We start from the raw sequence: 24,384 nt of genomic DNA, 5'->3' as shown, positions 1-24,384 counted from the left end.
GTGAGACTTCGAGAAAATGGCAGTGGTTGGGGTAATTGCAAGCTGTGACACGAAATATCATGAAGTACAGTTTGTACAGAAAAAAATAAAAATGAGCGGAAACAGTCCGCTGATACTCGATGTCAGCACGGGACCGCATATTCCGATGCGCGCAGATGTCAGCCGGGAGGAGATTCTGGCAATGGGTGGTTATACCTGGGAGCAGGTGCACGCGATGGACAAGAGCGGTGCGATCGCAGCGATGACGGAGAGTATTTCCAAGATGCTGTTAAAACTCGTCGGGGAGAAAAAGATTGACGGCGTGATGGGAATGGGCGGACTGCAGAATACGGTTATGTGTTCTGCGGCGCTGCGCCTGCTTCCGATCGGATTTCCGAAGATTATCTGTTCCACGATCGCCAGCGGATACCGGTATTTTGACACGGTTGTGGGCGACAAAGATATCATGGTGGTTCCGTCGATCGTTGATTTTGCCGGTATGAACCCCGTTAATGAGGCTGTGTTGGGAAATACAGTCAGCGCCCTGATTGGCATGGTGACATATGGGGGAAAACGGATCGATACACATGGGGAAAAATATATCGCGACAACGCTTATGGGGATTACGAATGATACCGTGATGCGGGCATCCGACGAGCTGACGGCGCTCGGCAGGAAGATGATCAGCTTCCATTCGACCGGAATCGGCGGCCGGGTGATGGAGTCGATGATCCGCGAGGGCGTTATTTCAGCCGTTATGGATCTCTCACTGCATGAGATGACAGCGGAATATTTGGGTGATTACGGATACAGCAAGGGTGCGGATAACCGCCTGTGTGCAGCAGCGGAGATGGGGATCCCGGCGCTGATCTGCCCGGGTGGCATTGATTTTGCGTGTCTGAGGAAAGAGGAACTTTTAAAAGATGAGGAAGATCGGGGGTACGTATGGCATAATCAGGATTTAACACATACGCGCCTGTATGAGAGCGAAATTCTGGATATTACACACACGATCGTGGAACGACTGAATCGTTCCAAGGGAAAAACGGAGGTCATTCTCCCGATGGGAGGACTGCGGACAATGAGTTATCCGGGTGAATTTTTCTATAAACCGGAGACAATTCAGAAGATGCGTCAGATTTTCGAGGCGGATCTGAAGCCGGAGATTGTGTTTAAAGCGTATGATCTGAATTTCTGTGATCCTGAATTTGCGGATATCTGCGCACAGGAGATGGAAGTGCTGCTGAATGAAGCAGAGGGCAGCAGAAAGGAGAGCGCATGAAATATCAGGAATACAAAGAGCTGAGCGATGCGATGGAACAGGCGGCGCACAAATTTTATCAGCTCCGCTATCAGATGAGCAACGGCGGAAATCTGAGTATGCGTGCGCCAGGGCATGACTGGATGCTTGTGAAGGCGACGGATGTGGCGTTTGACGAGGTGTGCGCGGACACAATTGTTGTGACGGATTTTGACGGAAACTTGATTGAGGGCAATCGGAAACCATCCAAAGAAGCTCTTTTGCACGGTGCGATCTACCGGGAGCTCCCGGAGGTGTGCGCGATCATGCACTGCCATTCCCCATATGCGACTGCATGGGCGGATAAGCATGAGACGCTTGATTTTTCGACGCGCCATTCGGAAATGAAGCTGGGCGGAAATGTGCCGGTGTTTGACACCCATTCGTATGCCGTTCCGAAGGAATATTTCCCGATGATTCTGGAAGAGTTCCGGAAAAATAAAGAGATGAATGCATTCCTTCTGCGCGGTCACGGTCAGGTGACGGTGGCTGGGACGATGCGCGAGGCAGCTTATCTGGCGGAACTTGTCGAGGAGACGGCGCAGATTTCGCTGTTGGCGGGTAGATAAGAAAAGCAGAAAAAAGTAATAGGCGGTGAACGCAGAGAGACAGGAACTGCGATCATCGCCTTTTGTAATTATACGGCTGTCGATGCTTGGTAGGTGTTTTGTCTTTAAGAAAAATTGGCTTGGCGTCCAACACATTCGACAACATCTTTCAGATGACCGTAGATCGCCTGTTTGGTGGCGTCGATATCGCGGTTTTTCAGTCCCTGGATGATCTTTGCATGCTCGGACAGAGTATCGTTGATGCGTCCCTCCAGAGAGTAGTAGATGGATTTGAAGGAATCACATTTATTCCAGAGTCCCTGCAGGATCTCAACGGTGTCGTCGCAGCCGGAGAGCTCACAGAACCGGGTGTGAAACTGGCGGTCCAGCTGCATAAATTCCTTCGAATTATTGGAAAAATCGAGCATTTTTAAACTAATCTCTTCCAATTGGCGGATATCGTCATCACTTGCCCTGATACAGGTTCTGGCGGCGCAGTACTGCTCCATCAGGATACGGATGTCGTAGATTTCCGTCAGACGTTCCTTGGAGAGCTGGAATACGACTGCCCCACAGTGCGGTTTCGTGATCAAAAGTCCCTCTGCTTCCAGACGTTTGATTGCGTCGCGGACCGGGGTGCGGCTGACTCCAAGTGTTTTGGTGAGGCGTTCCTGGGCGATATGTTCGCCTGGCTTAAACTCACCTTGAATAATTGCATTTTTGACCCAGAGATAGACTGAGTCGGAAACGGTTGTATATTGAATAATTGGTTGTGTCTGATCCATAAACCATGGCTCCTTTTAAATTTCTTTATGATTATTATAACCGAAAAGAAAAGGAATAGCAATAAAATTGGATAATGTATCCAATCTGAAACTAAAATATTGTTTAAACTGTACAGAATGATGTTTATATAAGAAAGTTTATTGACAAAACAGACAGGTGGTGTTAGAGTAATAGTATCAAATTGTATCCAATATCCGGTGTCCAACGGAGAGGCGAAACAAAAAAGAAACGCAGAACGTGAAAAAGAGAAAAAGAAAGGAAGAAGGAACATGAGGAGAAGACGATTTGTGGCATTAGGTTTAGCAGCGATAATGGCAATGACGGCAATGACGGGATGCGGTGGAAGTTCATCCGCGAAAACAGACAGTACAACAGGCGGCGATAAAAAACAGGCAGAAGCAACCAGCGGAAAAGAAAAGATTACACTTCGAATTGGATCCGGACATTCGGAATCCAACCCATGGATCACAGCGCTGGAAGATTATTTTGTGAAAAATGTATCGGAGAGAGTCAGTGAAGAGACAAATTATGAGATCGACTGGGTTAAATCCTACGGCGGTTCTGTTATCTCCCTGGGAAATGAGTTGCAGGGCGTGCAGGATGGTCTGGTCGATATCGGATGTACGATTCTTGTATTTGAGGCATCCAGACTTCCGTTACAGGATATGGTTTACAGTATGCCGTTCTCCTGCTCCGATCCGCTGATTGTGGCAGAGACGATCAAACAGATGTATGAGAAATATCCGGAATTCACTTCGATTTATGAAGACAGCTACAACCAGAAGTTCGTCGGAATCGGTGTATCGGATCCGTATGGATTCTTCAGCACGAAAGAAGTTAAGTCTCTGGAAGATGTAAACGGAATGAAGATCGGCGCGGCAGGCATCAACCTCTCCTGGATCGAGGGCTCTGGTGCAGTCGGCGTCCAGACTTCCTTAAATGATACCTATCAGAACTTACAGACGAATGTATGTCAGGCGACGATTCAGCCGACCCATTCCTGTGTCAACTTAAAGGTATATGAGGTAGCGCCGTATTATCTGGACGCAAACTTCAACGTAGTTCCGTTCAATGCAATTACTGTCAATATGGATACCTGGAATGACCTGCCGGAGGATGTACAGAACATCATTTCCGAGGTTGGCGAGGGCTATCTGGACTATGAGTCTGAGTATATCAATACGATTCACGAAGAAGATATCAAAGCACTGGAAGAGCAGGGCTGTACCGTTACAACTCTGAGCCGTGAAGAGCAGGAAAAATGGGCAGCAAGTCTTCCGGATGTTGTCAATGGTCTGGTAAAGAGCCTTGACGACGCTGGGTACAATGGTTCCGAGATCGTGGAAGATTATTATGAGATTCTGGAATCTCAGGGTGTAGAGAGAGTACGCGACTGGAAGATCAGCGAGTAAGAAAATTGAAGGGAGCGGCTTGTCGCAGAGGAGAGTGTGAGCCGTGTGAAAAGTGCATCGGGACATACAGCGAAGGTATGTCCCGATGTGTTCAGAAAGACAGAGAAAGAACAGACAGAAGAGAGAAAAGGTGGGATGATATGTCAGTCCTTAGAAAATTAGATCGGTGTCTGGAACGTTTTTTGAGTATTATGGATGGAATTGCAGCGATCTCAGTATTTGGAATCATGATTCTGATTACAGCGGACGTTCTAAGCCGATTGATATTAAATAAACCGTTCGCGGGAACGGCGGAAATTGTCAGCAGCATTATCATTATCGTATGTTTTCTGGAGATTCCGTATGTAGCAGTTAAGGGAGCCCATGTCCGGACAACTATGCTGTATGATAAGGTCGGTGTAAAGGGAAAACATGTGATCGATATTGTAGCAGCGCTGATTGGTGTTTTGGTGTATGCATTTATTATCCGGGCAAGCTGGGGAAATCTGTTAAATGCAATTTCGATTCATGAAGCGGAGATAGCCGGATCGGTCCGTATCACAACGGTTCCGGGGCGTTTTTCCATTATATTCGGTTCCGCGCTGATGATTCTGGAATTTATCAACCAGATTATAAAGTATACGTATGAATTAGTTACAGGAAAAAGCTTTGCAGAAGGGGGGAAGGCAGAATGAGTACAGGAGCAGTAGCAGCACTTTCACTGATTCTTTTGCTGGCGCTGATTTTCTTTGGTGTTCATCTGAGCACATCCCTGATGTTTACCAGTGTGCTCAGTGTATTCCTTTTCACGGGACGTTTTTCAACAGCGATGAACGTGCTAAGCCAGTCGGCGTGGGGCGCGGTCCGGCAGTATATGTTCGGCGTTATTCCGCTGTTTGTCTTGATGGGACTTCTGGCGAACTTATCCGGCGCCAGCCAGGATTTGTATGATTCAGCCAGCCTTTTATTAAAGAAAGTCCGGGGCGGCGTCGGAATCGCGACGGTTATCGCCAATGCGATTTTCGCAGCTATCACAGGTGTTACGGTTGCGTCAGCGGCTGTTTTTACGAAAATTGCACTTCCGCAGATGCTTCGTCTGAAATATAACCGTAAGATCGCGCTGGGAACGATCTCTGGCTCTGCGATCTTAGGTATGTTGATTCCTCCGAGTCTTCTGATGATTGTCTACGGCTCGCAGGCGGACGTATCGATCGGCAAGTTGTTTGTGGCGGCGGTTATGCCGGGTATTCTGATGACGATCGCATTTATCATCGTCATTTTGACGGTCGCACATATCAAACCGGATTATATTCCGGAGGTAGAGGAGCTGACTGAGTATGAAAAAGAAAATTTCTGGAAAATTGTGCTGCGTCCGTGGCCGATTGTTCTTCTGATTATCATCTCCCTCGGAGGTATCTGGTGTGGATTCTTCACTCCGACGGAAGCAGGCGGAGTCGGTGCGTTCGGCGCTTTCCTGATTGTGATTTTCCGGAAGCGATTCAACCGCAAGGAGTTCTGGGAGACACTTTTATCGGCAGGTTCAACCTCCGGCAGCGTCCTGATTCTTCTGGTATCGGCATCCACATATTCCAAGACGTTGTCCATGTGCGGTGTCATCAATGTACTCCGGGATCTGGTAGAAGGTTTCAGCATCCCGCCGATCGGAATCGTTTTATTATTTATCCTGATTCTGATGGTACTGGGATGTATCCTGGATTCTACTTCGATTCTGCTTTTAACGACGCCTCTGATGTGCCCGATTATGGCAGATTTAGGCTATGACTTAGTATGGTTCGGTCTGGTTATGATCATTGCGATTGAAACCGGTATGATTACGCCTCCGTTTGGCATGAACGTATTTACCGTTAAATCGTCCCTGTACGGAATGGATGGCATGGAGGGGATCACAGTCAACGAGATTTTCGCCGGTTCGATGTGGTTCTTGGCAGCGATCATTATTGTCGATTTGATTTGTATTTTCATTCCGCAGATTGTATTATTCCTGCCGAATGCGATGTAATAGGAAAGGAGAAGTGTATGGCACAGATTAAGATTCCGAAAGAGAAAGTTGCGATTGTTTTGATTGAACCGCAGAATGACTTCTTGTCCGAGGGCGGAACGATGTACGCCCACATCAAGGAGCAGCTCGCCGAGCGTCATGTCATCGCCAATCTTCAGGATTTACTGGAGAAGGCGCGAGGTCAGGTGGCAAAAATCTTTTATTGCCCGTTCCATCCGTTTGATCCGGGATTTCCAGAGCTGAAAAAGGGTGGTCCGGCGTGTGAGGGTCTGCGTGGAATCGAGATGGATATGGAAGCAGACTGGGGAACCGGCGCATGGCTGCGCGGCACACCGGGACCGGAGATTATCAAAGAATTGACTCCGCAGCCGGGTGATGTGGTGGTTGAAGGCAAGAAAACGCTAGACGCGTTCCATTCGACTGGTTTGGACTATTATCTGCGGGCAAATGAGATCGAGTATGTAGCATTTACTGGTTTCCATACCGACTGGTGTGTAGAGTCATCGGCGCGTTCGGCGTATGATAAGGGCTACCGTGTCATCGTCATCAACGACTGCACCGCGACCGATACGCAGGAAGAGCAGGATTTCTGTGAAAAATGGATTTTCCCGAAGATTGGAAAAGTCATGAACCATGAGGAATTTCTGGAGGCGCTGGAGTAGCCAGAATGTGAGCGTGGCAGAGCTTTGAAATAAAAAAACGAAAACATCCCACGGGATTGCCGGAAGTAGCAGTTTCGTGGGACTTTTTTGTCTATCGATGAAAATGTTGATTTTACATGTTTTTATTCAATTTTACATAAATAAGATAGTTACGAAGAACTCTGCCTGCTGTGATGCAAAGTGAAAATAGATTTCGGCAGAATCGAAGCAGCGGGACTGTACGGAAAAATACATGATGGAAACGCCTCTTTGTTGGTAGATCACATTGTCATCGGATGATCAGAAAGTGTTGTAGTTTCTATTTTCGTTGTTTAAACAACTGAAAAAATGTCCCAAAGCATGTATACTCCTTCTTGTAAGCGGCACAATACATATGAATGGCAGGAGAGACTAGAGGCATGCTTGTCCATATGCAGAGAGTGGATGCTAGAAATATGGACATGCAGTATAAGCCGGAGAAAAAAGGAGAAATGAGCGTATGAGCAGAGAGGTAAATCCAAGAAAAGCGGCAGTCATCGGGTGCGGATTTGTGGGTTCAGCAACGGCATTTACACTGATGCAGAGCCGGTTATTTTCCGAGCTGGTTCTGTTAGATGTGAATATGGAAAAGGCGGACGGCGAGGCGAAGGATATCGCGCACGGGATTCCGTTTGCAGGGCAGATGAAGATCTACGCGGGCACGTATGACGACGCGGCGGACGCGGCGATCATCATTATCACAGCGGGGGCGAACCAGAAGCCGGGGGAGACGCGGCTTGACCTGGTGCAGAAGAATACGGCAATTTATCAGAGTATCATCCCGGAGATTGTAAAACGCGATTTTGGCGGGATTCTGCTGATCGTATCGAATCCGGTAGATATTTTGACGTATGTGGCATTGAAACTGAGCGGGCTGCCGGAGAACCGGGTGCTCGGTTCAGGGACGGTGCTTGACACGGCACGGCTTAAATATGCGCTGGGCGAACACCTGGGCGTGGACAGCCGGAGTGTTCATTCATTTATTATCGGTGAGCACGGGGATAGCGAGATCGCGGCATGGAGCAGTACGAATGTATCGGGAATTCCTCTGAATGATTTCTGCGAGATGCGCGGACATTTTAACCACGATGCGGCGATGGACGCGATCGCGGAGAAGGTCAAAAACAGTGCGTACGAAATTATTTCGAAAAAACAGGCGACGTATTACGGAATTGCAATGTCGGTAAAACGCATCTGCGAGTGTATCGTCCGCAATGAGCGCTCGATTCTGCCAGTGTCCGCGATGATGCATGGGGAATATGGCATCGAGGATATCACGCTGAGTATGCCGGCGATCGTGGGAATCGGGGGTGTGGAGACGCATGTGCCGATTGCATTGAGTGAGGAAGAGGCGGAGAAGTTGGTGGAATCGGCTAAGAAACTGAAAGAGGTAGCGAAAGGGCTGATAGAATGATGCCAGATGGGCTGCCGTACATTGGCACGGCAGCCCATCTGAACCAATCGGTTTTACTATAAAATTTTTTTCTATAGGAAACGTCACATGAAATATGATAAGATAGTGAAAGCAATTTTCATAGAACGTCCCAATCGTTTTATTGCGCGGGTAAAGATTGATGGCTCGGAAGAGGTAGAATCGGTTCATGTAAAGAATACGGGACGTTGTCGTGAATTACTGCTGCGGGGGGCGGAAGTGATTTTGGAAGATTGCATAGAAAAGAATCCAAATCGAAAGACTCGCTATGATTTGATTGCAGTTAAGAAGAATATGATATGGGTTAACATTGATTCTCAGGCACCGAATAAAGTGGTAAAAGAATGGCTGATGACACAGGGGTATGATTGTATTAAACCAGAGTATACCTTTGGAAATAGCCGGATGGATTTCTATATGGAAAAAGGAAAGCAAAAATATCTAATGGAAGTCAAAGGCTGCACCCTTGAGATAGACGGAGTTGGATATTTTCCAGATGCCCCGACGGAAAGAGGAGTTAAGCATTTAAGGGAACTTGCAGCTGCGTGCGGACAAGGATATAAATGTTTGATAGCATTTGTGATTCAAATGGAAGGCATCAGTGAAGTCAGGCCGAATACGGAAACGCATCCCGAATTTGGCGCTGCACTTCACGAGGCAAAGGCAGCAGGTGTTGAGGTGCTTTTCCTGAAATGTCATGTTGGGATGGATAGGTTGGAAATCATAGGAGAAGATGAGTCTTGAGGGCAAGGTTCTAAAGGAGAGAGAAATCTATGATACGTGAAATTGAGAATAGAAGAAGTATAAGAAAATATAAGCCAGATGAGATCGAAAGGAAGTTAATTGACGAGATCATATACAGTGCTTCCCTTGCACCATCTGCTAAAAACAGGCAGCCTTGGAAATTTATTGTATATCAGGGGAAAGAAAAAGATAAACTGGTTGATGTCATGCGTCATGGTATAAATTCAGAAAAAATGACCCATGAACTTATGCCGGAATGGGCATTTGCCATACCGGATGCTGAGAATACCGTTAGAATCATGCAGGAGGCCCCATGCCTTATAGCAGTGCTTAATACCAACCAGCATACTCCATTTGCAAGCATTGAAAATGAAAAGCGAATTGTTGAAATATGTGATTCACTGTCCATAGGTGCGGCGATTGAAAATATGATTCTGACAGCAACGGGATATGGATTGGGCACCTTATGGATTGCCAATACTTGTTTTGCCTATAATGAGCTGATGGATTTTATCGGAACAGACAGCCAATTGACAGGAATTGTTGCGATTGGATTTGCCAATGAAGCTCCGGCTAAAAGACCAAGGAAACCTTTCGAAGAAATTGTTGAGTACAGATAGGTAAATCGTAATGAGTTAATCGTGTTATAATCAGGTTGGATGGAGAATAATCGTTATGATTAGAAAGTTGCAGAAGGTAGATATAAATAGAGTCGCTGATATATGGTTGAAAACTAATCTGAAAGCACATTTTTTTATTCCTGAACAATACTGGATAAGTAATTATGAATTCGTGAAGGAAATGCTGCCACAGGCGGAAGTTTATGTGTATGAAGATGATAAAATGATTCAAGGCTTTATAGGAATAAATGATGAATACATAGAAGGTATTTTTGTTTCTGACGAAATGCAGTCACGTGGCATCGGTAAAATGTTGTTGGATTACATCAAGGATAAAAAAGACAGATTACAGTTAAAGGTATATCAGAAGAATGTCAGGGCAATGTCTTTTTATCAACGAGAAGGATTTACTATTCAGAGTGAAGAGATGGACGAATTCACAGGAGAAAAAGAATATGTGATGAATTGGGAATCGTCTGGAATTTGAATACCCATGGCAGGAGGGGATGAACCGCCTGTTTGTTTACAAGATGGAAGATGATTCCCATCGGATGTAGTATTTTGCAGCAAGAATGCCGATGAGATTCTTTACCAGAATAAAAATATCTGAAGGGAGGCTTTTGGTATGAAAAATAGAAAATACAGTCCTGTTTTTATGATGTTTCTATGCATGATAATGGTAGTTTTATTGTTTCCGATGACAGTCAATGCCGATATGGGACCAAAGGCCTCTGTTCGGATTCAGTTTGAGCATATGGGGGATGAGCTCTGTTATGGAACTTTGCTGTCGAAGGAGAAATCTACTGGTCCGGCAAGTGCCTGGGATGGAAGAACGGAGAGTGCCCAGAAAGAGTACATGGATCCTGGTATCTGGAAGATCTTTGTGAATTACAAGGATCCGGATGGATACTATTTTCTGCAGCGGAGCTGGAAGGTAAGTGAAAGCAAAGAGCTTGCATGGACCTATTATCCGCCGGGTGATTTTAAGATTCTTCTGTATTATCCGGAAACGGAAACCTTTGTATCCAGTGGAATTTATGCTCGTTATGCATTTGATACGTATTATACAGTGGATATGGATGGTGTGGATATCGGTTCGGTGGAATACAATGATGATTTGAGTACCAATGAGCGGATTGAGGCCTACCGTTCGTATAATTACCGGCAGGAGATGCTGGCTCTTGGGGCAAGGATCGTCCTTACTATTTTAATCGAAATGCTGGTGGCGCTGCTGTTTGGTTTCAGACAGAAAAAACAGCTGTTGATTCTGGCTGTTGTCAACATTATTACGCAAATTATCTTAAATGTGCTGCTCAATGTGATTAATTATAATTCCGGCCCTCTTGCATTTACATTTTTCTATGTACTTTTTGAGCTGATTGTATTTGCTCTGGAGGCAGTGTTGTATTGCACAATTCTTAAGAGGCTATCAGAAAAGAAAAAGGAGGATGCATATTATATCCTGTATTCCTTTGTGGCCAATCTGATCTCATTTGGTGCTGGATTATTCCTGGCGGCGAAACTGCCGGGCATGTTTTGATATAAAGATAGGGTAAGGTAACTCCTTAACGTGGTGAAATAGAAATACATACGGCAGGAGACAAGATATGGAAAAAAGATATTCAATTATATTCAGCAGTTTAACTGGAAATACAAGAAAGCTGGCCGATCAGATTCACGAGGTGCTGCCAGCGGAAACATGTGATTATTTTGGAGAAGCGAAGGGGGAGGAACCATCTTCGGAGGTTCTTTATGTTGGCTTCTGGACCGATAAGGGAAATGCAGACGGAGATTCCCTTAAACTCCTTGCGTCCTTGAGAAATAAAAAGATTTTCCTGTTTGGAACTGCTGGTTTTGGTGTCGATGAGGCCTATTACCGGAGGATCCTTACAAATGTGAAACAGTCGATAGATTCCAGTAACACGGTAATTGGTGAATATATGTGCCAGGGTAAAATGCCGATGGCAGTGAGAGATCACTATGTAAAGCTGAAGGAACAGCCGGAGTATCCGGCGAATCTGGATGTTCTGATTGAAAATTTTGAACGGGCGCTTTCACATCCGGATAAGGATGACTTAGATAAGCTTAGAAATATCGTTTTATCATAAAAATAGACCCAAAGGAGTAAATTTGTGTTGACAAACAGAATCAATGAATCCACCTTGAAACGTTTTGATATCAGTGCGGCGGCACTGCATATCATCGCCATGACGCTTATGCTGATGGATCACCTTTGGGCGACGCTTCTTCCTGCTAGGGAGTGGCTTACCTGTGCCGGAAGAGTGGCATTTCCTATCTTCGCTTTTATGGCGGTGGAGGGGTACTTCCACACCAGAAGCTTTAAAAAGTACATCCTTCGGATGCTGCTGTTTGCAGTGCTTTCAGAAATTCCCTTTGATTTGATGTACGGCGGTACCTGGTTTTATCCGGTTCACCAGAATGTCCTCTGGACATTCCTGTTGGGCCTTTTAGGTGTCTGGCTTATGGAACAGGTACGGAAAAAAGGAAAAACCTGGATGTATCTGCTGGTGTGCGTTTTGGTTGTGCTGGCAGGTCTGGTACTGGGAACTCTTTGCATGGTGGATTACTACGGAGTCGGTGTTCTGACGGTATTTGTGTTCTATTTCCTCCATGGGCGGAAATGGTGGTGCTTCTTGGGACAGCTGGCTGCCCTATACTGGCTGAATGTGGAACTGCTGGGCGGTCTGATGTATCCGGTTCAGCTCTTTGGCATGGAATTTGAACTGTGCCAGCAGGGGCTTGCGCTTCTGGCATTGATCCCCATCTGGCTGTACCGCGGCAGACAGGGCTACCACAGTAAACCATTCCAGTATCTCTGTTATGCATTTTATCCAGTTCATATGCTGCTGCTTGTGGTGGTACTGAATTTCATCAACCGATGATAAAATTTTACAATCCCCGCCATTCATGGTATCATAACAGGTAGTAAAATTGCCTGTGAATACCTTGAATGGCGGTGATTTACGTCAGTCGGTTTACCGGGCTATCCGTCATGGCCTGATGCAGGCACATTCGATGCTTTTGGAGCCATTTTATGCATTTCATCTGACGATACCGGACAAGATGGTAGGACGTGCAATGACGGATCTGGAACGCCGGTTTGCGGTTTTTGAAGGACCGGTTCTGGAGGATGGACAGGCGATACTTACCGGCCGTGCACCGGCTTCATCCTTGGATGGATATCAGACAGAAGTAACGGTTTATACCAGCGGCTTAGGACAGCTTGTCTGTACCCTGGATGGATATGGACCCTGCCATAATGAGGAAGAGGTCATCGAAGCAGCCGGTTATGATCCGGATGCGGATTTGGCAAACCCAAGCGGCTCGGTCTTCTGTTTCCACGGAGCCGGTGTCTACGGTGAGACTGCCGCACACCGGAAGTCCGGAGGATGTAATATCCGCAGCTCTGATTATCGCTGATAAGACGGATGTACGAAGAAGCCGTGTTCGTGAAAAAGAGAGAGCCACTTTTGATATCCACGACCGTGTGAATTATGCGGTAACAGAGTCCAAACTTAAGATTGAAAAGGATCGTTCAGTTATTGCCCTGAATCTTCAGGTAGATGAAAAGATATGTTCCATGTATGATTATTTTGAGATTTTCCTGGGAAGAATGATGCTTTGCCGGAAGTCGGCGGAGATACTGGGAACGACCTTTAAGCTGACAGTAAATGGACGGAAGGTGCTGTAAAAATCAACGGTGAATGAATGGAAAAATGCTTAAGGTGTTTTTGAATATACAATTGTAAATGAGGCGAGAAGTGCAGTGACGAGAAGCACTTCTCGCCTTATTTTAGTCATATGATGCCGGAAAAGACTGAAAATCTTGTTAAAAACGACAAATACATTAAACATACAGACAAAAATGCGATTATAGATTTGTACACTGAGCACAATGAAAAATAAGACAAGGTTTTATAAAATAATTGCAACAAGAAAATATTTACAGCAAGGAGGAATGGGAATGGATTATCAGAAATTTGTAAACAATGCTAGTTTTACAATCTTTGTTGCCGTTGTTTTGGTTTTAGTTACCATTGTCTGTATCATTTTTTTGAAAAATGGTTGGAAAGAAGCAGAAAGGTTGGGAGTAAGCAAGGAAGAGCTAAAAAAAATTGTTATTAATTGCATTGGAATCAGTTTGGTTCCATCTATCCCGATTGTGCTTAGCGTAATCGTAATGGTTCCAGTTCTTGGTGTAGCATTGCCATGGCTTAGGACTTCTGTTATAGGCTCAGCAAATAATGAATTAATTTCAGCAACAATGGCAGCAGAAGCAATGGGAGTTGAGTTTACATCGACGACAATGACGATCGAGGCATGGATTAATGCTGCATGGTCGATGACATTAGGATGTTCAGTTGCATTGCCAATTGTCTTAGTGGTTTTAAAACCAGTTTGTAAAACCTATGATGTTTTCCGAAAAAAGGATAGCCGTTGGATTGGTATTTTCAGTCTTTGTGCATTAGTTACAGTAATTGCTGCGTTTGCAATTAATAGTGGAAAAAAAGGAATTGTTCCGAGTCTGGTTATTATTGGATGTTTTCTGTTTTCATATGTATGTAATTTGGCAGCGAAAAATCCAGCACTAAAATGGTTGAAAGATTATGCTTTTCCGTTAACAATTTTATTTGGATTAGTATTATCAATGATTATAACACCGCTCTTAGCATAATTAGGAAAGGAGTGAAGTCTAATGACTGATTTTGAAAAGAAAATGCATCATGATGGAAGATTATATGGATGGGCAATGTTGATTGCAATCTGCGCATTTCCGTTTTTTGCTTCAGTACGTTCTGGAATATGGCCGGATTTTAAAATAATATGGCCAGGAGTTTTAACAATGTGGATTTTGATGGCTTCGTATGTTTTAAGTGAAATGATTGCTTTTCCACCTATTTTAGGACCAGGAAGCCTTTATTTGACTTATATTACCGGAAATCTGCAGAATCAGAAAATTCCTTGTGCGTTGTCAGCAATGAGTATAGCTGGTATAGAAGCTGGAAGTGAAAAAGCAAATGCTGTATCAGTTGTGGCAGTGGCAGTATCCAGTATCACGACAACGGTAATTATTGCATTGGGAATCGTTTTGATGCAGCCATTGACCCCAGTGTTAAATTCTGCAGTTCTTGCTCCGGCATTTAGTAATGTCGTTCCTGCAATATTTGGTGCTTTAGCTGGACTGTGGCTTTTAAAAGAATTCAAGGTTTCAGTTGTTTCAGTTGTTCTTTGTTTATTAGGAATACTAGTATTAAAAATTGATCTTCAGTGGGTATTGTTAGGAGGAATAGCGCTTACAATTATTATTGCCAGATTCATGTATAAAACAGGTATTATAAAACAGGAATAAAAATGGAGGTGAAGGATTTATGAGCACTTTATTATTTAAACATGTGAATGTAGTTGATGTTCGAAATCAGCAGATACTTTCAGATGTGGATGTTTGGATCAAAAATGAAAGAATAGAGAAAATAGGAAGAGATATTAAGAGTTCTGCGGATCAGGTGGTAGACGGTGAAGGAAAATATTTATCACCAGGAATTATTGATATGCATGTACATAGTACATGGGACGGAAGCGCTATTTCAGAAGATATGGATGAAATGTACGGTCCATATCAAGCTTTTTTGAGAAGTGTACATAATGTTGAAAATTCTTTAAAAAAGGGAGTTACAACCATACGAGAAGTAGGAAGTCCTAAGGATTTATCAATTGAAACGGCGTTTGCAGTTGAAAAGGGATGGATTAAAGGTTCGAGAGTTATTCCATGCGGTTCTGCAATTCAGAGTATATATGGACATGTTCCATCAATTGGAACGATTGCAAATACGAAAGATGAACTTTTGTATGCAATACGGGAAAAAAAGACTTTGTTTGTAAAAAAAGGAATCCGTTGCCAGTGGATTAAAATTATGGATACTGGTGGTGCAGCTGGACTGGAAGATGTTGGACCAAGCATGTACGATTTAGATCAGCTTAAATTTATTGTTCATGAAGCACATCGTCTTCATATGAAGGTTGCTGTTCATGCAGTTTCGCAGGAAGGAATTATTGAATGTATCAAGGCAGGAATTGATACGATTGAACATGGACCGGACATTCCGGATGAGTATTTAGACATGATGAAAGAAAAAGGACTAACTTTGGTTCCAACATTGGCTATTTATAAAATATTATCGGAAAACAAGGGTGTGTTAAGTGATTTTATGGTGGAACGTTCTGCTCTTGTAACAAGACAGCAGAAAAGCACTTTTGCGAGAGCAATGGAAAAAGGGGTGAAGATTGCATTAGGAACGGATGCGGGTTCTCCGTGTTTTGGTTCACAGCCATCTGCATTTAAGGAAATGCTAGTTATGCAGGATTATGGAATGCCTCCAGAAAAGATTATTTCTTCTGCAACGTTAACATCGGCAGAAGTATTAGGGATGTCAGAAGAAATTGGGACGATTGAACCAGGTAAGATTGCTGATTTAGTGCTTTTGGGAGAAAATCCATATACTAATTTGAAAGCATATACGGATTGCTTGATTGGGGTATACAAATCTGGAGAAATGGTTTAATATAAAGACAATTAAAACTGGAACTAGAGAGGTGCTGCGCTTGTAGTGCCTCTTTGCTAATTGTAGAAGTAGGTGAGAAAATATGAAGCTTTCCGTTTTGACAGAGGCATTATCAGCTGAGAATATAGAAGAAATTCACATAAAAGATATGTCTCAGAACATTTGCCAAGTCTGTAATCTTTCATTGACGTCTGTAGCATTCACAAAAAATATTATTTATGTGGTAACAGCTCCGGTATTGTTAGAGGTAGGAGATGGCTGTCTGGAAGCCCCATCTATATTTATTCTTTTAGGAAATTTGAATGATTTTATTGATATGCAGAAACCAGAGAATTATATAATATATCAGAGTGATGCTCCGGGAGAAGTGTTTACAGCACTTTTATCGAAATTAAATTTGGAAAGTCGTATCTTGGAGGCAGAATTGGCGATCAGTCGTGCTTTGTTTGATTGTACGTCTATAAAGGATTTATTGGATGTTGCTGCTAGTATCCTTGGAAATCCTATTTTATTACAAGATTTTACAACAAGATTATTGGTACATTCGGCAAATGAAGTAATGGCTGCAGATGACGAGATATTAAATAGTGTATTTCGAATGGGATATGTGACAAGTGAACTATTTCAGAAATACGATTACGCTAACGTTCTGGAGCAAATAAAAAATACACCGCAGACGTTTCTTTTGAAATCACCCAAAAAAAGAGAACGTTTAATTTGCCGATTGATTGTAAATCGAAGATATTTTGGCTGGTTTTTAACGGTGGCTTATAATCATCCGTTCAAAGATAGTGATATCGAAATTATGAATTTTTTGTGTGGAGCACTTCAACTATTTCTTGAAAAAGAAAATATTTTACCTAATACAACACGAAGTGAAAATCTATTGCAAGAATTAATTCAGGATGCAAAATACTCAGAAGCAGAGTTCAAAAAACGGGCAGAAGGTTTTTCGTGGATGCTTCATGATCATTACTATATAATTGCTATTTCTGATAAAACCAGAAAGGCAGAGTCACGAATGATGATGTCATATAGAAATCATTTGTCGCTGATTTTCCCTGAAGCCATTATTCTTGAAGTCAATAGAAAACTGATTTTATTTTTTGATACAAAAGAGGTTGGAATATGCTTGAATGTGTTGGAAGCATTTCTGGAAAAATATGATTTGCTAGCAGTATGCAGCAATCAATTCCATAAAATTACAGATTTTGCATATATTCTTAATCAACTATTAATGGTTATAGGACTTGAAAAAAGTCTGCATTTTAATAAAAGCCTGATTCATTATCAAGATTATATTATGTATTGTGCTATAAAGAAGATTGGAAGGGAAGGACATATCCAATACTTTTGTATGCCTGAATTACTAGAGGTATTTAGATATGACCACAAATATGGTACTTCATTCGCATATTCTAAAAGAATTGCTTTAGAACTTGCTAGTGTAACAGCAGCTGCACAGAAATTGGGAATTCATCGAAATACAATGGAATATAGATTAAGAAAATTTAATGACTTATCAGGAATTTCAAACTATACGGCAGATATTGTAGAAAGGTTGCTATTTACATATAAAATATTGGATTTATATCCAGAAATACTAGAAGAAAAGGATATTTTGTGAGGGAGGAAAAGACAGGACGTGTTGCAATAAACAATATCTCCTGTCTTTTCTATAAAATATTAGAAATTTAGCAAATAATGAAATCCATTATGAATACGTTTCCGTCTTGATAAAGGAATCCATATATTTGATATACTCCTCTTTGGTAAAGATGGGCTGATAATTCGCCACAATTTCTTTTGCTTTCACAGCCCCGTCCCGAAGCAGGCGGTAAGCGGAGAGGGCGAAGATTTTTGCAGTGACCACATAGGCAAGTTCCTCGTCTACGATATCGAAATCAACGGAGTGGAGGCCGCTTACCTTACCGCCGGTGTTGAAGGTAAGGACCGGCTGCAGATGCTGTACATCCCCCACATCGGTGGAACCGCCGCTGTAGGCGTGGGTATCTTCCTGGACGATCTGGTAATCGTTTTCACTGGTTTGTGCGGCAATCTCAGCGGCTGCCAGAACTGATTCATCGGCTTTTTCACTCAGAGCCGGAAGATATCCGGGCATAGTGGTGATTTCGCAGGAAGCACCGACGGCGATGGCACCGGCTTTGAAGGCACGGTCGGTTTTGGCGGCAGCATCTGCGATGGCATCTTTGTTGGCGGCACGTACCAGAGTTTCGATTACCACCTCATCCGGTACTACATTGACGAGATTACCGCCTTTTGTGATAATGGGATGAATCCGGACATGGTCATCATCCCGGAAGGTTTCGCGCTGGTAAGCCAGGGCGGAAAGTCCGAGGGAGGCTGCATTTAATGCATTGACTCCCAGATGCGGGGCACCGGCTGCGTGGGCAGCCAGTCCCTTATAACGAATGACCTTGGAGACGAAACCGTTGTTGGAGTGGGAACCGACACTGATATCTTTATCACCGGTGTGGTGGACGATATCCAGGTCGATGTCATCAAAAGCACCGATGCGGATGAGTTCACATTTTCCGCCACCGTATTTGATTTTGCCCTGTGCGGTCAGGGAGTTTTTAAATTCAATCTCACCATATTCCTCTGCCGGTACGGCGAAGAATACAACCTGTCCGTCCAGCTCTTTTTTTACATCTTCATTGGTCAGAGCCAGGGCTGCACCGATGACACCGGCCAGCTGGGCATGATGTCCGCAGCAGTGAGCTCCCTGAGTCTCCGGATTGGAATATTTATGTTCCGGGATGCGGAGCGCATCCAGTTCCCCGATGAGAGCCAGACTTACATTCGTTTTCTCTTCTTCATTTAAGTAGGCTTTGACACCGGTGACAGCCAGTCCTTCCTTTGTCTCAAGACCCAGATTTTTCATGAAAGAAGCAAATTTTTCTGCAGTTCTGTATTCTTTATAACCCAGCTCTGCATGGGTGTAGATATCTTTGGCGAATGCGATGATCTCGTCGCGGTGTGCGTCGATGATATCGACAATTTTCTGTTCGGTTTTATCTAAAATGAGAGCCATGTGAAATCCCCCTGTTTCCTGCTGGTGTATTCCGATGCTGTTTCCTATTAGTTAAACAGTTCCTCCGGAACAAACCATAAACCATTGTTATTCTTGTCTAAATATTCTTTGAATTCATCGGAGTGGTAAGCAGCAACGATATCTTTTGCCCACTGAGCATCTTTATTTTCCTCTTTTACAACGACCTGCAGAATCAGATGCGGCAGGATGTCTTCCTGAAGAAGGGCAGTGGATGGATCGATTCCTGCATTGTATACAATACTTCCGGTGATAACCGCATAATCAAAGTCATCTAAAACAGCTGGAATATTGGTGGAGTTCATTTCGGTAAATTCGATGTTGTAAGGGTTTTCCGTGATGTCTGCCTGGGTGACAGTGGAGAGATCCACATCCGGGTTTAAGGTGATCCATCCGGCTTTCTGTAAGAGTACATAAGCGCGGGCTGTGTTGGCGGCATCGTCTGGAACGGCTACTTTGGCACCGTCTTGAATGGCGTCCAGAGAGGTTTCGGTGGCAGAAAAGATGGCAGCCGGAACGGTAGGAATCGGGGAAATCGGGACCAGGTTACCCTTCTGGGCTTCGTCGAAATTTTCGGCATAAGCGGTATGCTGCTCTACATTGAAATCGATTTCGCCGTCATTTAAAGCAAGGTCATTCTGGAGAAGGTCAGAGAAATCAACCTCGGTGAGTGTATAGCCCTCTTTTTCCAGAATTGGTTTGATGGCATCCTCAAATAAGACAGTGTACGGACCGGCAGCTTTTCCGTATTTGAGCTCCTTCTTATTAGAATTGGAAGCATCGGCGGAAGCAGCAGATTCGGTGCCGGAAGAAGCAGCGGCAGTATCAGCAGCGGAGCTTCCAGCATCACTCTTTGAGCAGCCTCCCAGAACAGCAGCTGCGAGGATCAGACCGGCGGTCAGGGTGGTTCTTACATAGGCTTTTACGTTTTTCATAATGGGGTTCTCCTTTTTTCGTTTTATTATTTTGTATATAAAATAATTTAATAGCTTTTATGATATAATTTGGTTTACTGATGTGTCCGTCTCTTCTGTGACAGTCGGTTTCCCAGACTCTGGATGATCCAGACAAATGCAATCAGGATGAAAACGGTCGCAAACATCAGCGGGAAGTTAAAGGTCTGATAGCCGTAGGTCAGGGCGATGTTTCCGATGCCGCCGCCTCCGATGTAGCCAGCCATCGCAGTTGCTCCGATGAGGGCGATGGTGCCGGTTGTCAGAGCCAGGATAACCGAAGCAAATGCTTCCGGAAGCACAAAATGAACGATAATCTGGAACGTGGTCGCTCCCATCGACTGGGCTGCCTCGATGATGCCACCGCCGACTTCCAGAAGCGATGTCTCAAGAAGTCTTGCTAAAAATGGGGCGGTATAGATAACTAACGGCACGATGGCCGCCTTGGTACCGATCCGGGTGCCGACGATGATTTTCGTAAAGGGCATTACACATACCAGAAGGATGATAAACGGTGTGCTTCGGATGATGTTGATGAAACCGTTTAAAATCGTGTAAAGCAGTGGATTTTCTTTGAGCCCGCCTTTGCGGGTCAGCCATAAGACAATGGCGATGAAAAATCCGACGATGGAACCGATAATCAGGGAAAAACCGACCATATACAGGGTTTCCCAACCGGCCTTGATGAGTTTGTCCGGCGAAATGCCTAAATACTGCTGAATCATGGTAATACAACCTCCTTATATTCTTCGTTTGATTCGAGAATGTAGCGCTCGGCTTTTTTGATTTCCTCGTCGCTTCCGATGAAGAGAACGAGCATGATGCCGACGACGATGCCCTGAATAACGTTGATGGTGGAGTAGAGAATGTTGGTTTCCACCTCAAACCGCCGGTTAATATCCCACAGAAGCGGTTCCGTGCTGTCTGTATTTTCCAGCTTGATGCGGAGAAGGCGGCTGTTCCGCGTTTCTCGGCGGATGCTCTCGACGAGCGGTTCCGGAATAACGTCGTGGATGAGATTGCCGACAAACCGTTTGGCGATATCGGACTGCGGGTCTGAGAAAACCTGGATGACAGAGCCCGTTTCTACGACTTTACCGAAATCCATGACGGCGACTTTATTACAGATTTTCTGGATGACATTCATCTCATGTGTGATAATCACAATTGTAATATGAAGAGTTTCATTAATCTTCTTTAGCAAATCGAGAATGGAATCGGTCGTTTTCGGGTCGAGGGCGCTGGTCGCCTCATCGCAGAGAAGAATCGACGGATTATTTGCAAGTGCCCTTGCGATACCGACGCGCTGTTTCTGTCCGCCGGAGAGCTGTCCCGGATAGTAGGACTTCTTATCGGAAAGTTCGACGAACTCCAGCAGCTCATTCACACGCGCTTCGATGTCTTTTTTGGGGGTGCCGTTTAGTTTCAGGGCAATCGCGACGTTGTCGTAAATTGTCTTGGATTCCAGGAGGTTGAACTGCTGGAAAATCATTCCGATTCCCTTTCGGAGGCTGCGAAGCTCTTTTGCACTCAGGCTTCCAATGTCCTTATCTTCGACAAAAATCTTTCCGGAAGTCGGTCTTTCCAGGGCGTTTACCATTCGGATCAGGGTGGATTTTCCGGCACCGCTGTAACCGATGACGCCGTAGATATCGCCCTTTTCGATTTCGAAGGACACATCCTTCAGTGCTTCAAATGCACCGTCTTTCGTCTGGAATGTTTTACTTAAATGTTCAAATCGAATCATTTCTGGTCTCCTTTAACTTTGTTTATCTGGGGAAGCACATTTTTAAGGGATAATTCCTGAAAAATGACTTCTGTATGTGTCGCGTTTTTTATACGAATGATATATCTGAATGCAATATAAATATTTAATTTTGCATACTGAAATATAAATGGGTACAAAAAAGGAGGTCTGGTTGTCCAGACCTCCTAAATTGGATTGTATCTATCACTTTCCAGTGAAAGCAAGATGAGAAAAACCTCATGAAGATATCATCCAGTTATCTGCCTGCACAACAAAAGTAAGAGTGTCACAGCAACAGCAGAACATACACTCCATACAACAACACATAGCAGACATAACTGAATAAGATGTTCTCATGATGGTTTCCTCCTTTCCTTAAAATTCATAAACGATTATAAAAATATATTTCCTACTTGTTTTGTGGGTTTTAAATGATAGCTCTTATTATAGCGCGGAAATGAGATTTGTCAATCATTTTTTTATTTCATAGGAAATTGTGTCCTATGAAATAAAAAACGCTCCGCGAGAATGTGCCAAGGCACATTCTTTTTCATATCATCCAATACCGCCCAATGCGATGCCTAATATTAATACCAGCGCACATACCGGAATATAAATATAGCGGCACACCGGTACAAACCATTTTGTAAAATTCTTTTCGCGACCTTTGTTGACCTGCGTTTCTGCATAGTCTTTTCCGAATACCCAGAAGAACATGATTCCGGCGAGTCCGGCACCGAGAGGGCAGATGTAGATGGAGAGAACGTCCATCCAGTCGGAGACGATGCCCTGGATTAACAGGGAGACGGCAGCTCCGATGATACCGATAACTGCGCAGGCAGGGACGCGGCCGAGGTGGAGTTTTTCCTGGACGGTGGCGATCGGTGCTTCGTAGAGATTGAGCAGGGAGGTCATCCCGGCGAAGAGAACGGCTACGAAGAAAATAATCGCGATCAACGTACCGCCCGGCATTGAGCGGATGAGGTTCGGGAGGTAGATGAAGAGAAGTCCCGGACCACCCTGATCAAGTTTTGCGCCGGTGGTTGCCATTGCCGGGATGATGACGAGGGCGGCGAGAATCGCGGCGATCGTATCAAACAGGGCAACCCGCGCGGCGGATGCCGGGATGTTTTCCTCATCGGAGAGGTAGGAACCGTAGATTAAGGTTCCATTTCCGGCGACGGACAGGGAGAAAAATGCCTGCCCCAGTGCGAAAATCCATGTTTTTGGGTCTGCGAGGATCTCAGGATCGATGCGGAAAATGTAGCGGTAACCCTGCATCGCACCCGGCTGGAATGCTACGTAGATGCCTAAAAAGACAAACAGGATGAAGAATACCGGCATCATCAGCTTGTTGGCGTTCTCGATTCCGCTTCCGACGCCGAACATCAGAATCAGAATGCAGAAGAAGAGGGCGGCAAGCTGCCAGCCATTGTTTCCAAATGCGGACGCCATCGAGCCGAAAGCAGAGGCAAAACCGTCTGTGTCGGCCGGGGCAAGCGTGGCACCGGTAAAGGCTCCGATGGCATATTTTAGGATCCAGCCCATGACGACGGTATAGCCGATCGCCATCGCGAGGGAACCGGCTGCCGGGATGAAACCGAGCGCGTCACCCAGTTTGCGCCTGCCGCGTGTCTCGCAGGCAGCGCCGAACGCGTCGATTGGACCGGAGCGGGTGCCGCGTCCCAGGCACATTTCCCCGATGACACCCGTGGAGCCGATCAGGGCGACGAAGATAAAGTACGGGATCAGGAACGAGCCACCGCCGTACAGGGAGACGCGGGTGGGAAACATCCAGAGATTTCCCATACCGACCGCTGAGCCGATACAGGCGAGGATGAAGCCCCACTTACTGTTGAAAGATTCTCTTTTTTCCATGAAATTGTAACTCCTCAAACATTATATAAGATTTGCCGCAAATATCTAGAAGTCCGCCGATTGGAAGCGGTCAGGCAGATGTTTGCATAAGTCCATCTATTATACCAGAAGAGAGGCATTGCTTTCAAGTGGCAGAGCGCGCGAATCGTATGTTTTAGGGGAAAAGGCGATCTAAAGTAACTGCCGGTGAACCGTTACAGGGAAATACCTTGATTTATAGGGTGGAAAGATGGTATTCTATAGAGGACGGCAGCGGCGGGCTTTGGGAGGGTGGCGCCGCGGCAGAGCAGATTCGAAAAGGAGAAGGTAGCACAATGAAAAACGCAAACAGGATTCCGGAGACGTTTCAGACGGATGCGGAATACAGACAGTGGATGGAGCGCTGGCAGCAGGAGGCGCGGGAGGCGACGATCGAGGGATTTAAGCAGAATCGTAAGTTAAACGGCATGACACAGACGGAGCTTGGCAGAAAGGCGGGGATTTCCCAGCCGAATATCACCCGCTTCGAGAGCGGCAGCTACAATCCGTCGCTGGATTTTATGGTAAAGATCGCAGCGGCGATGGGGAAACGGGTACAGATTACATTGGTAGATGAATAAGAGGCGTGCGCCGGGGCGCACAGGGACCATTTGGGGAATAAACAGGGGAGACA

At 44.9% G+C, this 24,384-nt stretch carries 26 protein-coding genes; 20 read left to right on the top strand and 6 right to left on the bottom strand.

What is annotated here, in order from left to right; genetic code table 11:
* The first annotated feature begins 16 nt into the window (after nt 1–16).
* Both C7U56_RS06270 and C7U56_RS06265 read left to right on the top strand, forming a co-directional pair.
* Nucleotides 17–1,261: a Tm-1-like ATP-binding domain-containing protein gene (locus tag C7U56_RS06270; protein ID WP_107000628.1), complete on the top strand. Its 1,245-nt coding sequence runs from the start codon at nt 17–19 to the stop codon at nt 1,259–1,261.
* Complete coding sequence (locus C7U56_RS06265; RefSeq protein ID WP_107000627.1) at nt 1,258–1,848, top strand: class II aldolase/adducin family protein; 591 nt, start codon at nt 1,258–1,260, stop codon at nt 1,846–1,848. The genes C7U56_RS06270 and C7U56_RS06265 overlap by 4 nt, the downstream gene beginning before the upstream one ends.
* Before the next feature lie 104 nt (nt 1,849–1,952).
* On the opposite strand, the gene C7U56_RS06260 is transcribed toward C7U56_RS06265, so the two are convergent.
* On the bottom strand, nt 1,953–2,612 hold the full coding sequence (locus C7U56_RS06260; RefSeq protein WP_107000626.1) for a GntR family transcriptional regulator: 660 nt from the start codon (nt 2,610–2,612) through the stop codon (nt 1,953–1,955).
* Nucleotides 2,613–2,900: 288 nt separating this feature from the next.
* Between C7U56_RS06260 and C7U56_RS06255 the strand changes: the two genes are divergently transcribed.
* The 17 genes from C7U56_RS06255 to C7U56_RS06175 all read left to right on the top strand — a co-directional run bounded on the left by C7U56_RS06255 (nt 2,901) and on the right by C7U56_RS06175 (nt 17,708).
* Complete coding sequence (locus C7U56_RS06255; RefSeq protein WP_227589777.1) at nt 2,901–4,025, top strand: C4-dicarboxylate TRAP transporter substrate-binding protein; 1,125 nt, start codon at nt 2,901–2,903, stop codon at nt 4,023–4,025.
* 140 nt (nt 4,026–4,165) lie between these two features.
* Complete coding sequence (locus tag C7U56_RS06250) at nt 4,166–4,699, top strand: TRAP transporter small permease (RefSeq protein ID WP_107000625.1); 534 nt, start codon at nt 4,166–4,168, stop codon at nt 4,697–4,699.
* Entirely contained in the window at nt 4,696–6,024 is a 1,329-nt protein-coding gene (locus C7U56_RS06245) for a TRAP transporter large permease (protein WP_022359989.1), read from the top strand. The genes C7U56_RS06250 and C7U56_RS06245 overlap by 4 nt, the downstream gene beginning before the upstream one ends.
* Nucleotides 6,025–6,041: 17 nt before the next feature.
* Nucleotides 6,042–6,686, top strand: coding sequence for a cysteine hydrolase family protein (locus tag C7U56_RS06240; RefSeq protein WP_022359990.1), 645 nt, complete (start codon nt 6,042–6,044; stop codon nt 6,684–6,686).
* Nucleotides 6,687–7,164: 478 nt separating this feature from the next.
* Nucleotides 7,165–8,118: an L-lactate dehydrogenase gene (locus C7U56_RS06235; protein WP_022359991.1), complete on the top strand. Its 954-nt coding sequence runs from the start codon at nt 7,165–7,167 to the stop codon at nt 8,116–8,118.
* Nucleotides 8,119–8,205: 87 nt separating this feature from the next.
* Entirely contained in the window at nt 8,206–8,880 is a 675-nt protein-coding gene (gene sfsA / locus C7U56_RS06230) for a DNA/RNA nuclease SfsA (RefSeq protein ID WP_107000624.1), read from the top strand.
* Nucleotides 8,881–8,909: 29 nt separating this feature from the next.
* Nucleotides 8,910–9,500, top strand: a complete 591-nt coding sequence (locus C7U56_RS06225) for a nitroreductase family protein (protein ID WP_107000623.1) — start codon at nt 8,910–8,912, stop codon at nt 9,498–9,500.
* A gap of 55 nt (nt 9,501–9,555) precedes the next feature.
* A complete protein-coding gene (locus C7U56_RS06220) occupies nt 9,556–9,987 on the top strand; it encodes an N-acetyltransferase (protein ID WP_107000622.1) in 432 nt (143 codons plus the stop codon).
* 138 nt (nt 9,988–10,125) lie between these two features.
* On the top strand, nt 10,126–11,040 hold the full coding sequence (locus C7U56_RS06215) for a hypothetical protein (RefSeq protein ID WP_233430206.1): 915 nt from the start codon (nt 10,126–10,128) through the stop codon (nt 11,038–11,040).
* Between the two features lie 67 nt (nt 11,041–11,107).
* Nucleotides 11,108–11,608 (top strand): flavodoxin family protein BilS, encoded by a 501-nt coding sequence (gene bilS / locus C7U56_RS06210; protein ID WP_107000621.1) that lies wholly within the window; start codon nt 11,108–11,110, stop codon nt 11,606–11,608.
* 24 nt (nt 11,609–11,632) lie between these two features.
* Nucleotides 11,633–12,403 carry a TraX family protein gene (locus C7U56_RS06205; RefSeq protein ID WP_233430205.1) on the top strand — a complete coding sequence of 257 codons (771 nt, stop codon included), beginning with the start codon at nt 11,633–11,635 and terminating at the stop codon, nt 12,401–12,403.
* A gap of 55 nt (nt 12,404–12,458) precedes the next feature.
* Entirely contained in the window at nt 12,459–12,941 is a 483-nt protein-coding gene (locus C7U56_RS06200) for a hypothetical protein (protein WP_333493403.1), read from the top strand.
* The gene (locus C7U56_RS06195; RefSeq protein WP_333493404.1) at nt 12,880–13,212 is read left to right on the top strand and encodes a hypothetical protein; all 333 of its coding nucleotides are present in this window, start codon (nt 12,880–12,882) and stop codon (nt 13,210–13,212) included. The genes C7U56_RS06200 and C7U56_RS06195 overlap by 62 nt, the downstream gene beginning before the upstream one ends.
* Before the next feature lie 273 nt (nt 13,213–13,485).
* On the top strand, nt 13,486–14,196 hold the full coding sequence (locus tag C7U56_RS06190) for a DUF5058 family protein (protein ID WP_181357189.1): 711 nt from the start codon (nt 13,486–13,488) through the stop codon (nt 14,194–14,196).
* A gap of 21 nt (nt 14,197–14,217) precedes the next feature.
* A complete protein-coding gene (locus tag C7U56_RS06185) occupies nt 14,218–14,871 on the top strand; it encodes a hypothetical protein (protein WP_107000619.1) in 654 nt (217 codons plus the stop codon).
* A gap of 19 nt (nt 14,872–14,890) precedes the next feature.
* Nucleotides 14,891–16,081, top strand: a complete 1,191-nt coding sequence (locus C7U56_RS06180; RefSeq protein WP_107000618.1) for an amidohydrolase family protein — start codon at nt 14,891–14,893, stop codon at nt 16,079–16,081.
* Between the two features lie 82 nt (nt 16,082–16,163).
* The gene (locus C7U56_RS06175; RefSeq protein ID WP_107000617.1) at nt 16,164–17,708 is read left to right on the top strand and encodes a PucR family transcriptional regulator; all 1,545 of its coding nucleotides are present in this window, start codon (nt 16,164–16,166) and stop codon (nt 17,706–17,708) included.
* An 87-nt stretch (nt 17,709–17,795) separates the two neighbouring features.
* Here the strand turns inward: C7U56_RS06175 and C7U56_RS06170 are convergent, their stop codons facing one another.
* The 5 genes from C7U56_RS06170 to C7U56_RS06150 form a co-directional block, all read right to left on the bottom strand.
* Entirely contained in the window at nt 17,796–19,136 is a 1,341-nt protein-coding gene (locus C7U56_RS06170) for an amidohydrolase (protein WP_107000616.1), read from the bottom strand.
* 47 nt (nt 19,137–19,183) lie between these two features.
* Entirely contained in the window at nt 19,184–20,089 is a 906-nt protein-coding gene (locus tag C7U56_RS06165) for a MetQ/NlpA family ABC transporter substrate-binding protein (RefSeq protein ID WP_107000615.1), read from the bottom strand.
* Nucleotides 20,090–20,163: 74 nt separating this feature from the next.
* Complete coding sequence (locus C7U56_RS06160; RefSeq protein ID WP_107000614.1) at nt 20,164–20,832, bottom strand: methionine ABC transporter permease; 669 nt, start codon at nt 20,830–20,832, stop codon at nt 20,164–20,166.
* Entirely contained in the window at nt 20,829–21,854 is a 1,026-nt protein-coding gene (locus C7U56_RS06155) for a methionine ABC transporter ATP-binding protein (RefSeq protein WP_107000613.1), read from the bottom strand. The genes C7U56_RS06160 and C7U56_RS06155 overlap by 4 nt, the downstream gene beginning before the upstream one ends.
* 555 nt (nt 21,855–22,409) lie before the next feature.
* A complete protein-coding gene (locus tag C7U56_RS06150) occupies nt 22,410–23,732 on the bottom strand; it encodes a sodium-dependent transporter (protein WP_107000612.1) in 1,323 nt (440 codons plus the stop codon).
* A 314-nt stretch (nt 23,733–24,046) separates the two neighbouring features.
* On the opposite strand from C7U56_RS06150, the gene C7U56_RS06145 reads away from it, so the two are divergent.
* Nucleotides 24,047–24,331, top strand: coding sequence for a helix-turn-helix domain-containing protein (locus C7U56_RS06145; RefSeq protein ID WP_022360005.1), 285 nt, complete (start codon nt 24,047–24,049; stop codon nt 24,329–24,331).
* The last annotated feature ends 53 nt before the right edge of the window (nt 24,332–24,384 follow it).

This window comes from Clostridium fessum (assembly GCF_003024715.1).
In the GTDB taxonomy this organism is placed as follows: domain Bacteria; phylum Bacillota; class Clostridia; order Lachnospirales; family Lachnospiraceae; genus Otoolea; species Otoolea fessa.
The sequence above is the reverse complement of the archived record's forward strand: the minus strand, read 5'-3'. Positions and strand labels throughout refer to the sequence as shown.